This window comes from Lentibacter sp., from assembly GCF_029254145.1.
Classification (GTDB): domain Bacteria; phylum Pseudomonadota; class Alphaproteobacteria; order Rhodobacterales; family Rhodobacteraceae; genus Lentibacter.
Genome location: NZ_JAQWYD010000038.1, coordinates 1 through 12,749, shown reverse-complemented (window position 1 = coordinate 12,749; position 12,749 = coordinate 1). Strand labels below are relative to the sequence as shown.

12 protein-coding genes and 2 pseudogenes are annotated in these 12,749 nt (G+C 58.6%); 7 read left to right on the top strand and 7 right to left on the bottom strand.

The window, feature by feature from the left end:
* Positions 1-89 precede the first annotated feature (89 nt).
* Both P8O11_RS04685 and P8O11_RS04680 read right to left on the bottom strand, forming a co-directional pair.
* Entirely contained in the window at positions 90-491 is a 402-nt protein-coding gene (locus tag P8O11_RS04685) for a cytochrome c (RefSeq protein WP_300292157.1), read from the bottom strand.
* 43 nt (positions 492-534) lie between these two features.
* Complete coding sequence (locus P8O11_RS04680; protein WP_300292155.1) at positions 535-948, bottom strand: c-type cytochrome; 414 nt, start codon at positions 946-948, stop codon at positions 535-537.
* 109 nt (positions 949-1,057) lie between these two features.
* On the opposite strand from P8O11_RS04680, the gene P8O11_RS04675 reads away from it, so the two are divergent.
* Both P8O11_RS04675 and P8O11_RS04670 read left to right on the top strand, forming a co-directional pair.
* The gene (locus P8O11_RS04675) at positions 1,058-1,468 is read left to right on the top strand and encodes a PaaI family thioesterase (protein ID WP_300292153.1); all 411 of its coding nucleotides are present in this window, start codon (positions 1,058-1,060) and stop codon (positions 1,466-1,468) included.
* Positions 1,469-1,478: 10 nt separating this feature from the next.
* The gene (locus P8O11_RS04670) at positions 1,479-1,925 is read left to right on the top strand and encodes a DMT family transporter (RefSeq protein ID WP_089889923.1); all 447 of its coding nucleotides are present in this window, start codon (positions 1,479-1,481) and stop codon (positions 1,923-1,925) included.
* A 17-nt stretch (positions 1,926-1,942) separates the two neighbouring features.
* Here P8O11_RS04670 and P8O11_RS04665 read toward each other — a convergent pair whose 3' ends face one another.
* From P8O11_RS04665 to proS, 5 genes are all read right to left on the bottom strand, one after another.
* A complete protein-coding gene (locus P8O11_RS04665; protein ID WP_300292148.1) occupies positions 1,943-2,920 on the bottom strand; it encodes an Ldh family oxidoreductase in 978 nt (325 codons plus the stop codon).
* 100 nt (positions 2,921-3,020) lie between these two features.
* Positions 3,021-3,704 (bottom strand): ABC transporter ATP-binding protein, encoded by a 684-nt coding sequence (locus tag P8O11_RS04660; protein ID WP_300292146.1) that lies wholly within the window; start codon positions 3,702-3,704, stop codon positions 3,021-3,023.
* A complete protein-coding gene (locus tag P8O11_RS04655; RefSeq protein ID WP_300292144.1) occupies positions 3,697-4,983 on the bottom strand; it encodes a lipoprotein-releasing ABC transporter permease subunit in 1,287 nt (428 codons plus the stop codon). Before P8O11_RS04655 ends, P8O11_RS04660 begins: the two co-directional genes overlap by 8 nt.
* A gap of 212 nt (positions 4,984-5,195) precedes the next feature.
* Entirely contained in the window at positions 5,196-5,693 is a 498-nt protein-coding gene (locus P8O11_RS04650) for a DUF2937 family protein (protein ID WP_300292142.1), read from the bottom strand.
* A 43-nt stretch (positions 5,694-5,736) separates the two neighbouring features.
* Positions 5,737-7,089: a proline--tRNA ligase gene (proS, locus tag P8O11_RS04645; RefSeq protein WP_300292139.1), complete on the bottom strand. Its 1,353-nt coding sequence runs from the start codon at positions 7,087-7,089 to the stop codon at positions 5,737-5,739.
* 167 nt (positions 7,090-7,256) lie between these two features.
* Between proS and P8O11_RS04640 the strand changes: the two are divergent.
* The 5 genes and pseudogenes from P8O11_RS04640 to P8O11_RS04620 form a co-directional block, all read left to right on the top strand.
* Positions 7,257-7,778, top strand: a pseudogene (locus tag P8O11_RS04640) (fasciclin domain-containing protein).
* Between the two features lie 163 nt (positions 7,779-7,941).
* Positions 7,942-9,069 carry an AI-2E family transporter gene (locus P8O11_RS04635; protein WP_273498224.1) on the top strand — a complete coding sequence of 376 codons (1,128 nt, stop codon included), beginning with the start codon at positions 7,942-7,944 and terminating at the stop codon, positions 9,067-9,069.
* On the top strand, positions 9,069-9,749 hold the full coding sequence (locus P8O11_RS04630) for a chromosomal replication initiator DnaA (RefSeq protein ID WP_300292135.1): 681 nt from the start codon (positions 9,069-9,071) through the stop codon (positions 9,747-9,749). The genes P8O11_RS04635 and P8O11_RS04630 overlap by 1 nt, the downstream gene beginning before the upstream one ends.
* 135 nt (positions 9,750-9,884) lie before the next feature.
* Positions 9,885-12,056: an RNA degradosome polyphosphate kinase gene (locus P8O11_RS04625; protein WP_300292132.1), complete on the top strand. Its 2,172-nt coding sequence runs from the start codon at positions 9,885-9,887 to the stop codon at positions 12,054-12,056.
* A 260-nt stretch (positions 12,057-12,316) separates the two neighbouring features.
* A pseudogene (locus tag P8O11_RS04620) lies at positions 12,317-12,749 on the top strand (exopolyphosphatase); the annotation flags it as partial.

Here is a 12,749-nt window from a genome sequence, read left to right as displayed (position 1 = left end):
CCTTCACCCGTATTTTTCTTTCTAAAAATATCCTGGGGGTCTGGGGGCAAAGCCCCCAGCGGGTCGGATTTGCGAAGCAAATTCGAACCCTATTCCTGAATGCTCTCCAGATAAGCCAGAAGTGCCGCCAAAGGCCGCGGTGTGGGCGTAAACACGCCCTCCCCTGTCGCCACAGGAACGCTCGGGCCCTCAAGCAAAAGCCCGAATTCGGGCATCTCAACCGCCTCGGGCGCTTTCCGTTTGTAGCCGTCAATATAGCTCAGCACACGGTTTACAGGAAAGGCGCCGCCGTTGTCTCGCGTCAGACGCGTCAGATCGACAGGCGCAACCCTCAGATCCTGCGCAAGTGCCCCGTCACCCTTGCCGCCCGCGCCGTGGCACATTGCGCAATTTGCGTCATAGGCCGCTCGGCCCTCGCCCGCATCAGGCATCTCGGCCTCCATGCAGCCCGCAACAGCAACCGCCGCCAAACCTGTCAAAATATACCGCATCGGCTCGCCCCTGTATGGTTTTCTTCAGCCTAAAGAAACGCCCCTAGCGCTGCAAGCCTTCCAGATAGCGCACAAGCGCCACAAGGGCGCGCGGCGTGGCAATTTTCTGCCCGTTTTGCGTTTCCCACATTATATTTTCGCCCCTATCAATATCGGCAAAATCAGGCATCTCGCCAAAATGCCCCGGCCCGCCATACCCATGTATCTTGGCCAGCACATCATCAGACGGAAAAAGCCCGCCGTTCCGCTCCGCAATCAGCGTGAGATCGGCTGGCACCTGCTCAAGGTTGACGGCCGCCGCACCCGCGCCACGCGCATTCGCCCCGTGGCAGACCGCACAGTTTTGTGCAAACAGCGTGGCGCCACTCTTTGGTGGGCTCCCAAATCCGATCTCTTCAGTACAGCCCGCAAGCAGACCAAACGCCAAGAGCGAAGATATCAACATTTCACATTTCATCACCCGTCTCCTGTTTGAGGTACCATGCGCGCGCACTTAGCCGCTGCGCTTTGATCTGGATCATCCGTGCTCTCCGTGCCACTCTCCTTCAAACAGATACGAGACCCGCATGAGCCTGACACCCAAAGACGCCCAAACCATTTTTGATCAAGGTTTTGCCCCATGGGTTCGCGCACTTGATCTCTCGATCACCGCGATCAGCCCGGCTGGGGCCACGCTGGAAATGCCCATCACCCCGGATTTGACCCGCATGGGTGACGTGCTTTCCGGACAAGCCCTCGTCGCCCTCGCCGATACGGCGATGGTCTTTGCCTGCGCAGGCCTCTTTGGCGAGATGAAGCCTGTCGCCACAACCAACCTCGAAGTGCAGTTTCTGCGCGTAGGTCTCGGCGAGACGATCATCTGCGACGCCGAAATCGTCAAACCAGGGCGCAATCTGATCTTCACCCGCGCCACAATGCGCGCCGCCCCTTCGGGCAAAGATATCGCCACCGCCACCGCCACATTTTATCTCGCTTGAAAGACACCCAATGCACAGCACACCTGTCTATATCCTTATCATGCTCGCCGCAGGCTTCGGCATCCCCATGCTCGCAGCCCTCAACGCCAGCCTCGGGACACGCCTCGGCACGCCCTTCGCAGCTGGCGCCATTCTTTTTTGCGTCGCGCTGTCTGCGGCGGTGCTCATGCTCTTTCTCACAGGCAGCGCCAGCGCCCTTGCCAAAGCGCCCGCACAGCCCAAGCATTTGTTTCTCGCTGGGCTGCTTGTCGCTTTCTATGTGCTCTCTGTCACATGGGTTGCACCGCGCTTTGGCGTGGGAAACGCGGTCTTCTTTGTGCTGCTCGGTCAGCTCGCCTCGGCTGCGCTGATTGACCACTTCGGCCTCTTCGGCGCGCGCGTTTCTCCCCTTTCACTGACCCGTGCAGGCGGCATCGCCCTCATGGCCTCAGGCGTCTGGCTCACGCAGCAAGCCTAGCGTCGCAGGCAAAAGCCCTAGCCCGCCAAAGCCTCCATCTGCGCCCAGAAGGCTGGATCAACCTCAACAGTGTGCATCGCAACCTTGCCCTGCCCAGGCATCCGCGCGCCCTCGTCCTCTGCGACAGCCGCAGCCACTTGGGCAAGACGTGTGCCAAAAGCATCAGACCCTGCAGGATCAATCAAAAGATAATACTGTCCCAAATCATGCGGTGCGCCTGTCGGGGCTTTCAACGGCTTCACATCAACGCTCGCAAGACTCCCCGTCATGCCCGCCACCAAAAGCTCGGCCATCAGGCCAAAGCCCCAGCCCTTATAGCCGCCCATACTGACAAGCGAGCCGCCAAGCGCAGCTTCAGGATCCGTGGTCGGTTGCCCGTCCTTGTCCAAGGCCCAACCCTCGGGAATACTCTGCCCCGCCGCCTTCGCCATGGTAATTTTACCAAGCGCCACAGTGGTCGTGCTTTGATCAAACATCATCGCAACGCCGCCCGCTCCGTCCGGCACAGCAAAGGCCATTGGATTTGTTCCAATCACGCGGCTCTTCCCGCCAGGAGGTGCCACAATCGGCGACGCATTGGTCATCCCTATCCCGATCATCCCAGCACGCGCGATCTGCTCGGTGAAATAGCCAAGGCTTGTGCAGGTATGCGCATGCCCCACGGCCAAGCTTGCCACACCGCATTCGCGCGCAGCACTCAAGGCTTCAGGCAAAGCACGCGCAAAGGCGGGTTGTGCAAAGCCAAAGCGCGCATCCACATGTACAACGGCAGGCCGTACGCGGCGCACATCTGGCTCCACATCGCCTTTCACGCGCCCGCTCTCAAGCTGCTGACAATAGCTCTCCAGATAATACAGCCCGCAAATCTTGTTGCCAAAGCTCTCGGCGACTTTAACAGCATCTGCCACATGCGTAGCCACCCATGGCGCAGCCCCGTGGCGCAGCAAAGCCCGTTCGCTCAAGGCATAAATCTCGTCCAAGGTTTTCGCCATCATCGTCATTCCATCCCCAAAATTTCCAAGTCTTCTTTTCTTCAAAATACTTTGGAATGGCAAGATACCCGCCACTCAGGTCCGCACACACGCACAAAGCATCTTATGCAGGCACAAGCACGCCCGCTTCAAGACGAACACAGCGATCCATCCGCGCTGCCAACTCAAGGTTATGTGTCGCAATCAAGGCCGCAAGCCCCGTTTCCCGAGCAAGCGCCATCAGCGCAGCAAAAACCTGATCCGCGGTGGCAGGGTCAAGGTTTCCTGTCGGCTCATCCGCCAGCAACAGCCGCGGCGCATTTGCCAACGCACGACAAAACGCCACGCGCTGCTGCTCCCCCCCTGACATATCCGCAGGGCGATGACTGGCCCGCTCGTCCACGCCAACATGGCTCAAAAGCTCCAGCGCCCGCGCCTTGGCCGCAGCACGCGTGGCTCCGTTGGCCAGCTGCGGCAGCATGACATTCTCAAGCGCGCTGAATTCGGGCAAGAGGTGGTGGAACTGATAGACAAATCCAACATCCTCGCGCCGCACTCGCGTGCGCCGCCGGTCGCCCCGCCCTGTCATATCCTGCCCAGCGATCTCGACAATCCCCGCACTCGGAGCGTCCAAGAGCCCGGCAATGTGCAAAAGCGTGGACTTCCCAGCACCAGACGGCGCAACCAGCGCAACAATCTCGCCCGGCTCAATAGTCAGATCCGCCCCACGCAACACCCTTATCTCGCTCGGCTTGCCCGCGTTATAGGTCTTTTCAATTCCGCTCAGGCGCAACACAGGCTCACTCATAGCGCAACGCCTCCACAGGGTTCATCCTCGCCGCGCGCCTTGCTGGAAAGAGTGTCACAACAAAACTCAGCCCAAGACTCAGAGCCACAGCGCTCATAACATCGTTAAACTGCAATTTTGCAGGCAAAAACGAAATCCCGCGCACCGCAGGGTCCCAGATACCTCCCCCCGAGACCCCGTTCACAATCGCAAAGATCGGATCGATGTAAATCGCAAAGAGACAGCCGAGCAATACCCCGAGCGCCGTGCCAATGAGCCCAGTAAAGGCTCCACAGATAAAAAACACGCGCAGCACAGCCCCTTCCGTGAGGCCAAAGGTGCGCAAAATTCCGATATCACGCCCCTTGTTCTTCACCAGCATGATCAGACCCGACACGATGTTCATCGCAGCGATCAAGACAAGGATCGACAGGATCACAAACATCACATTGTCCTCGATATCGAGCGCCTTAAGGAAGCCGCCGCTCGCGTCTTTCCACGTCCACAAAATTGCCCGATCACCCGCAGCGCGCAACAGCGGTAAGGTCATATCCTCTACAGCGTCAGGGGCGGCCACCATCACTTCGATCTCGTCCGCCCGCCCCTCACGGTTGAAAAAAACCTGCGCCTCGGCAAAGGGCATATAGACCCGCGTGCGGTCGATATCATAACGCCCCGCTGTGAAAACATAGACCACTTCATAAGCTTTTACCCGTGGGCTCGTGCCAAAGGCCGTTTTGACCCCGTTGGGGGAAATCACCTTGATCTTGCCCCCTGCCACAACGCCAAGCTCGCGCGCAACGCCCGAGCCGATAGCGACCCCCTCGCCAAACCGCTCAATATCACCATAGGCTTCCTGAGGTGCCACAATCCGCGGGATCGTCATCAGGTTCTCTTCTGTGATCCCAAAAACTTCTATGCCCGCGTTGCGCCCGCCCGCGCTCGCCATGACCTGCCCTTTGACCAAAGGTGCGGCACGCGTCACGCCCTCCACAGCGCGCAAACGCTCGGCAAAAGCATCATAGTCCTGAATGGTCCGATCCGGCTGCCCGTTCTCTCGCACTTCTGCGGAGTGATAGACCGTGACATGTGCATTCGCGCCAAGAATAGTGTCGACAAATTCCGCCCTGAAACCCGCCCTCACAGCCAGAGTAGCAATCAACGCTATTACCGCGAGCGTGATGCCGATCAGGCTGATCCACGTCATAACGCTCACACCGCCCTCAGCACGGCGCGCGCGCAAATAGCGCCACGCGATCATCCACTCAAAGCTGGCAAAAGGGGGAGGAGGTAACGCCATGGGTCTGCTCACTTACAAGGAACGCGCAAAATGCGCGGCAACCCATGCAAGGTCAAGCGCAAGCGTGCACGCGCGCGAAGGAAGTGCTGCCTGACCCACTGCTCGATGCCCCCCCCGTTTCTGCTTTTGCTGCAAATATTCTCTGAAACTTAGGCCATCAGCCCCCAATTTAGATTAGCTCTGGACTGTCCCAGCGGATCAGATGCGCAGTCTCACACAGAGACCCGCCGCCGAAAAATTCTCCGCAAAAGCCCCATGAGGCCGCCGATCAGCCCAAAGCCTGCCAAAAAGCCCGCGCCCGCAAAAACACCGCCCTCAAACGTGAGCGGTACGGCAGGCTTATAGGCCTCCCAGGCCCTCGCAGTGATCTCACTGTCGGAAAAACGGCGCATCGCATAAGCACGCGTAAAAGGCCCAGCGCCCTCCAATGCCCTCAAATCAGCCTCAAGCCGCGCATGGCGCGTGATGGTTCCCGCGACGGTCTCGGCCCGCGCGCGGCCCATGTCGCCGCCAGCGGCAAGGTCCACAAGCGCCGCCTCGCGGCTCAGACCCAGCTCGGCCGCATCCGCGTCAAACTCGGCCACAAACCGCGTGAGCTCATCGACAGCTCCGCCCATGCGCTGGATATACTGCTGGGAAAACTCGGGAAACTGCGAAAACGAGGCAGCTCCTGCCACCCCGCCCGCCAGTGTGATCACCTTTGAAAGCATCGCTCCTCCAAACGTCCCACACCGTTTCAGCCTATGGTGGGGCTCAAAGCCCCTTTACCATATGTCCTTTGTAAATCTCGGCCAATTTCGCAACCGCTGCTTCGGGTGGCAGTTCTTCGCTCTCGCCCGTGCGGCGGCTCGTTAGCTCAACAACGCCGTTCTTCAAGCCGCGTGGCCCGACAGTGATCCGCCATGGCAGCCCGATAAGGTCCATCGTGGCAAACTTGCCGCCCGCCCGCTCGTTGCGATCGTCATACAAAGGCTCAAGCCCAAGCGCTTCCATCGCGGCCTCAATGGCCTCACAGGCAGCATCAGCTTCGGCATCGCCCTGCTTGAGGTTGACAATCCCCGCGTGGAACGGTGTCACACCCTCGGGCCAGATGATCCCGTTGTCGTCATGGCTCGCTTCAATGATAGCGCCCAAGAGGCGGCTCACGCCGATACCGTGGCTGCCCATATGCACAGGCACAGACTTACCGTCTGGCCCCTGCACCGTCGCGCCCATCGCTTCAGAGTATTTCGTGCCAAAGTAAAAAATCTGACCAACTTCAATGCCCCGCGCCGTGCGGCGGCGCTCTTCAGGGATCGCTTGAAAGAGCACCTCGTCGTGGGTCTCGTCTGTGCGTGCGTATTTGGTGGTGAACTCTTCCATCACCCCCGCACATTGCGCCACATCGCTGTAGTCAATGTCACGGTCGCCAAAGCTCAAATCCGTTACTGCGCTGTCATAAAAGACCTCGGACTCACCTGTCTCTGCCAGAACAAGGAACTCATGCGTATCATCGCCCCCAATCGGCCCTGAATCCGCACGCATCGGAATCGCCTGCAAACCCATCCGCTCATAAGTGCGCAGATAGCTCACCAAGTGGCGGTTGTAGGCGTGCAGCGCATCTTCTTTGGTGAGATCAAAGTTATAGCCGTCTTTCATATAGAACTCGCGGCCCCGCATCACGCCAAAGCGCGGGCGCACTTCGTCACGGAACTTCCACTGGATCTGATAGAGCGTCAGCGGCATGTCTTTGTAGCTGTTCACATGTGAGCGGAAAATATCCGTCACAAGCTCTTCGGCTGTGGGCGTAAACAGCATATCACGCCCGCCACGGTCTTTGATGCGCAGCATCTCGTCGCCATAAGCGTCATAGCGCCCGCTCTCGCGCCACAGATCAGCCGACTGGATCGTCGGCATGAGCATCGGCATATGTCCCGCACCCATCTGCTCTTCATGCACAATATTCTCGATCTTGCGCAAAACCTTAAAGCCCAGCGGCAACCACGAATAAATCCCGGCCGCCGACTGCTTGATCATACCGGCACGCAGCATAAGACGATGAGAGACAATCTGCGCTTCCGCAGGGGTTTCTTTCAGAACGGGCAAGAAGTAGCGGCTCAGACGCATGGGGAAAAACCTTATGTTTTGTTTGCCCCCGTGTAGGCCTTTGAGCGCCCGCGGGCAAGTGTTCGATCACGCCTGATCACACAACCGTTAACCAAACATCCAAGCGCTCCTGCGCGCCGTAACACCTTTAGTCACATCACTGAGAAACCCTGATAGGAGTAAAGATTATGCTACGTAAATTCATTCTCGCGACCGCCTTTGCCGCAGCCGCCACAGCCTCTTTCGCAGATGGTCATGGCAAGAAAACAATCGTCGATATCGCCGTCGCCGATGAGCGCTTCTCCACACTCGTCGCCGCCGTCACAGCCGCTGGCCTCGCCGAAACGCTGGCAGGCCCTGGCCCCTTCACAGTCTACGCCCCCGTGAACGATGCTTTCGCAGCTCTGCCTGACGGCACAGTCGAGACGCTGCTGAAGCCCGAAAACAAGGGTCAGCTCACAAATGTGCTGCTCTATCACGTGGATGATCGCAAGCTCATGGCCTCAGGCATCCCGTAAGGCTCGACCTACTTCAAGCCGCTGCTCACAAGTGAGCGCCTTTGCATTACGCGCACCGCCGACGGTGTGACGATCAATGACGGCACAGGCACAATGGCCAATGTGGTGATCGCCGATATCAAAGCCTCAAACGGTGTGATCCATGTGGTCGACAAAGTTCTACTCCCCGGAACACGGCCCGCCTGTCACTAAGTACGTCCCCACAGGTTAGGCTATGTCGAAGGCCCGCGGCGCAAGCTGCGGGCCTCTTGTTTTCAGCGCTCAGAGCCTGAGCGCCAGCGCTTTTGCGAAGTTTAAGCTTGAAACGCGCGCCCCGAGCGGTGACATAGAGAGTGAAGCCAACCCAGAGGAACTCATGGCCCTTCCTGTCCGCGACCAGCTCAAATATTGGGGCGCTTCAGCCCTCGTCTTCTGCCTGGCGCTCTGGTTTTTGGGCGATGTGATCCTGCCTTTTGTGCTTGGCGGGGCAATTGCCTACTTTCTTGATCCTGTTGCCGACAAGCTCGAAGAGATGGGCTTTTCCCGTGCCATCGCCACAACGATCATCACTCTGAGCGCTGTCCTGATCTTTGTGATCCTCGCGCTTCTTGTCGTTCCGGTGATGGTGGAACAGGCCGTATCGCTCTTTAACACGGCTCCAAGGCTGTTTTCGGATCTGCAAAATTTCCTGACAGAGCGCTTCCCCTCGCTCATGGACACAGACAGCACCCTGCGCACCTCTCTGATCGCGGTCGGCGAAACCGTCAAGGAGCGCGGCGGCGAGCTTTTGCAAACCGTGCTCTCCTCGGCCATGTCGATCATCAATGTGGTGATGCTCCTTGTGATTGTGCCCGTCGTTGCCTTCTATCTCCTGTTTGACTGGGACCGCATGGTCGCAGCGATCGATGATGTGCTCCCGCGCGATCACGCCCCCGTTATTCGCGAGCTTGCTTCAGATGTAGACCGCACCATGGCCAGCTTCATTCGCGGCATGGGCACAGTCTGCCTCATTCTTGGCAGCTATTACGCCATCGCCCTGATGCTGGTCGGGCTGCAATTCGGCCTTATCGTCGGCTTTATCGCAGGTCTTCTCACCTTTATTCCTTACCTCGGTGCTATTTTGGGCGGCGTGCTCGCCATTGGCCTCGCGCTGTTCCAGTTCTGGGGCGATTGGGTTTCGCTGGGGCTGGTCGCTCTGGTCTTTGTCATTGGTCAGGTGGTCGAGGGCAATGTGCTCACTCCCAAACTTGTTGGCAAATCCATCGGACTACACCCTGTCTGGCTGATTTTTGCGCTGTCGGTCTTTGGGTCGCTCTTCGGTTTTGTCGGGATGCTCGTGGCCGTTCCAGTGGCCGCAGCCATTGGTGTGCTCACGCGCTTTGTCCTCTTCACTTACAAAGAGAGTAAGCTCTACCAAGGCCTTGAGGGCAAAAGCAGCCCCCGCTCCAAAGCGGCTCTGCGCGCTGCCGAGCAGGCCACCACACGGGATGAAGACAAAAGCTGATGGCACGCCAACTGACCTTTGATCTCCCCGCCCTCCAAGCGCTGGGGCGCGACGATTTTTTCGTCTCTCCCAATAATGCAGGCGCTGTCGCGATGATCGAGAGCTGGCAGAACTGGCCCTCGCGCAAACTCCTGCTGATCGGCCCAGAAGGCGCAGGAAAAACGCACCTCGCCCATGTCTGGGCCAGCCTCTCGGGCGCAACCATTGTACAGGCCTGCGACCTCACCGAAATTGATATCCCCAAGCTTGCCCAATCCCCTGTTGCGGTCGAAAATATCCCCGCAATTGCCGGTCTAACGACAGCGCAGGACGCGCTCTTTCACTTGCACAACCTCGCGTTGGCAGAGGGTCAGAGCCTCTTGTTCACAGGCACAGGCGAAGCACAGACATGGGGGCTGACCCTGCCTGATCTGCTCAGCCGCATGCAAGGCACACCCGCCGTCGCCCTCGGCGCGCCAGATGATGATCTGCTCGCCGCGGTCCTGATGAAGCTCTTTGCCGACAGACAACTGAATCCCCGCCCCGACGTGCTGGCCTACCTGACAAAACACATGGAGCGCAGCTTTTCGGCCGCGCGCGCCATTGTCGCAGACCTCGACACCATCGCACTGAGCGAAGGCCGCGAAGTCAGCCGCAAGCTGGCCTCCGAAGTGCTTGAGAGACAAGCCGACCTCTTCTGAAATCGCATTGCGCCTCTCACAGACCCCTCCGATATTTCCGGTATCAAGAAAGGGGCAGTGGACATTGCCCAAAGGCGCGCGCATTATCCACGACAGCATCGTAAAACCGTTACAATTGAAGCCTATAGCGCCCCCATGATCCAAGCCGACTTTCTCTCTGCCCCCTTCCCTGAACCTCAAGACCTTGACGGGGACCTGTCGGGCCCAGCCCGCTTTATGAACCGCGAGCTCAGTTGGCTTGGCTTCAACTGGCGTGTGCTTGAGGAAGCCGAAAATCTGCGTGTTCCGCTGCTGGAGCGCCTGCGCTTTGTTTCGATCTCCGCCACCAACCTTGATGAGTTCTATACTGTGCGCGTCGCGGGGCTGCGCGAGATGGTCAACGAAGGTGTCACCGCCCCCGCCATTGATGGGCTCACCCCTGCCGAGCAGCTCGTCCTGATCAACGATAATGCCCGCGAGCTTCTGGCCCGCCAGCAAGATATTTTCGCCGCCCTTACAGAAGAAATGGCCGAAGCAGGCATCGATATCTGCACACGAGACGAGCTTTCCGAAGCCGACAAAGCGCTCTTGCATGAGGTGTTCCTGGAGCAAGTCTTCCCCGTGCTCTCGCCCTTGGCCATTGACCCTGCACATCCCTTTCCGTTTATTCCAAACACGGGCTATGCTCTGGCGCTCGAGCTGGAAAGCACGCGGGACAAGCGCAAGCTGCAAGCGCTCCTGCCCATTCCCGCCCAGATCACACGGTTTATCGCACTGCCCGCCCCTGAAGGGCAGTTCCGCTTCTTGCCATTGGAAGAGCTGCTGCTGGAGCATTTGCCCAGCCTTTTCCCCGGTTTTCGCCTCAAAGGTGCCTGCGGTTTTCGGGTGCTGCGCGACAGTGATCTTGAAGTCGAGGATGAAGCAGAAGACCTCGTGCGCGAATTTGAAACTGCCCTGAAACGTCGCCGTCGCGGCGAAGTCGTTCGCCTGACCATTTCGGCAGATGCTCCAGCCCGGTTGCTCAAGATGATCCAGCGTGAGCTGCATGTGACCGAAAACGAGATCGTTGAAATCGGCGGAATGCTCGGCCTCGCCGATCTTTCCGAGCTGGTGCTTGACGAGCGTCCAGACCTGCTCTGGCCTGCCTTCACGCCGCGTATCCCCGAGCGGGTCACCGACCACGAAGGCGATATTTTCGCCGCGATCCGCCAAAAAGATATGCTGCTGCATCACCCCTACGAAACCTTCGACATGGTCGTGCGCTTCCTACAACAGGCCGCCCGCGACCCAAATGTCGTTGCGATCAAGCAAACGCTTTACCGTACCTCACGCGACAGTCCGATTGTCGAAGCACTCTGCGAAGCCGCAGAAGAGGGCAAATCTGTCACCGCCCTCGTCGAACTGAAAGCACGCTTTGATGAGGCTGCCAATATCCGCCAGTCGCGCCGCCTTGAGCGAGCAGGTGCGCATGTGGTTTACGGCTTTCTCAACCTCAAGACCCACGCCAAAATCTCCACCGTGGTCCGCCGCGAGGGCGACCGCCTAGTGACCTATACCCACTACGGCACAGGCAATTATCACCCCATCACAGCCCGTATCTATACCGACCTCTCGCTCTTTACCTGCGATGCAGCCTTGGGCCGCGACGCCACCAAAGTCTTCAACTACCTCTCGGGATACGTCGAGCCAGACAAGCTCGAAAACCTCGCCATTTCGCCTCTCTCGCTCAAGCCACGTCTGCTAGAGATGATTGCCGCTGAGGCCGAACATGCGCGCGCGGGACGCCCCGCCCAAATTTGGGCGAAGATGAACTCGTTGATTGAACCCGAAGTCATCGACGCTCTTTATGCAGCCTCCCAAGCTGGTGTCGAGATCAGCCTTGTGGTCCGCGGCATCTGTGGCCTGAGACCAGGTGTCAAAGGTCTCTCCGAAACGATCCGCGTTAAGTCCATTGTCGGACGCTTCCTCGAGCACTCGCGCATCGTCTGCTTTGGCGCAGGCTTTGGCCTTCCGCACAAAAAGGCGAGGGTCTTCATTTCCTCTGCCGACTGGATGGGCCGAAATCTATCGCGCCGTGTCGAAACACTTGTCGAAATCAATACCCCAACCGTAAAGGCCCAGATCACCAGCCAGATTATGGCTGCAAATATGGCAGATACGGCGCAAAGCTGGGTCATGGACGCCTCTGGGCGTTTCCTGCGCAAAGAGCTGCCCGAAGGCACATTCTCCTTTAACTGCCACCGTTTCTTTATGGAAAACCCGTCCCTCTCCGGGCGCGGCTCCGCAGGCGCATCTGATGTGCCCAAACTCACTCACGGAGAAGACTAAAGGGTGCGGCGGGCAAGCACCTCAAAGGTTAAGACAGTCCTAAGCCATCGTCCCGGAACCTTAACGCAAAACGACTCGATTTTGCGGTGCACGGGTTGTGCACGGGGTGTGCACGCATATCACCCCCCTGTTTTGGCCCCCGTCAAAAGTGGTAAACAGCGCCTGCGCCAAGGTTACGCAGTGTTAACTCGTCTCACCATGGTTGACGCATCTGCCCCCGCGGGCCATAACATGGCCAACACGCTTTAGGAGCGCTGAGAATGAGCGAAAATCAAGCAAATTCAAGCGACTGGGGGCTTTTTGGCCGCCCGCTCTTCCAAGACCCAAAAGCAAGGGCATTGTCACGCGTTGGCGTTGTAGATGTCGGCTCCAACTCGGTCCGTCTTGTGGTCTTTGATGGCGCCGCGCGTAGCCCAGCCTATTTCTTCAACGAAAAGGTTATGTGCGGCCTTGGCGAAGGTATCGCTGAAACAGGCCGCCTCAATCCGTCTGGGCGCACCCGTGCCCTGAGCGCGATCCGTCGTTTTCAGCGCCTCGCCGAAGGGATGAACACTGGCCCGCTCACTGCCGTGGCGACAGCCGCCGTGCGCGAGGCAGAAGACGGACAAGAATTCCGCGATCTTGTCGAAAGCGAGACAGGGCTTGAGCTTCATGTTATCGACGGCACGGAAGAGGCCCGCCTGTCAGCACAGG

What these genes read in the sequence shown, in the direction of transcription:
- P8O11_RS04630 (WP_300292135.1), top strand. Translation starts at nt 9,069, where the DNA reads ATGGCACGCCAACTGACCTTTGATCTCCCCGCCCTCCAAGCGCTGGGG.
- P8O11_RS04650 (WP_300292142.1), bottom strand. Translation starts at nt 5,693, where the DNA reads ATGCTTTCAAAGGTGATCACACTGGCGGGCGGGGTGGCAGGAGCTGCC.
- P8O11_RS04665 (WP_300292148.1), bottom strand. Translation starts at nt 2,920, where the DNA reads ATGATGGCGAAAACCTTGGACGAGATTTATGCCTTGAGCGAACGGGCT.
- P8O11_RS04685 (WP_300292157.1), bottom strand. Translation starts at nt 491, where the DNA reads ATGCGGTATATTTTGACAGGTTTGGCGGCGGTTGCTGTTGCGGGCTGC.
- P8O11_RS04635 (WP_273498224.1), top strand. Translation starts at nt 7,942, where the DNA reads ATGGCCCTTCCTGTCCGCGACCAGCTCAAATATTGGGGCGCTTCAGCC.
- P8O11_RS04675 (WP_300292153.1), top strand. Translation starts at nt 1,058, where the DNA reads ATGAGCCTGACACCCAAAGACGCCCAAACCATTTTTGATCAAGGTTTT.
- P8O11_RS04680 (WP_300292155.1), bottom strand. Translation starts at nt 948, where the DNA reads ATGAAATGTGAAATGTTGATATCTTCGCTCTTGGCGTTTGGTCTGCTT.
- P8O11_RS04670 (WP_089889923.1), top strand. Translation starts at nt 1,479, where the DNA reads ATGCACAGCACACCTGTCTATATCCTTATCATGCTCGCCGCAGGCTTC.
- P8O11_RS04660 (WP_300292146.1), bottom strand. Translation starts at nt 3,704, where the DNA reads ATGAGTGAGCCTGTGTTGCGCCTGAGCGGAATTGAAAAGACCTATAAC.
- P8O11_RS04655 (WP_300292144.1), bottom strand. Translation starts at nt 4,983, where the DNA reads ATGGCGTTACCTCCTCCCCCTTTTGCCAGCTTTGAGTGGATGATCGCG.
- P8O11_RS04625 (WP_300292132.1), top strand. Translation starts at nt 9,885, where the DNA reads ATGATCCAAGCCGACTTTCTCTCTGCCCCCTTCCCTGAACCTCAAGAC.
- proS (WP_300292139.1), bottom strand. Translation starts at nt 7,089, where the DNA reads ATGCGTCTGAGCCGCTACTTCTTGCCCGTTCTGAAAGAAACCCCTGCG.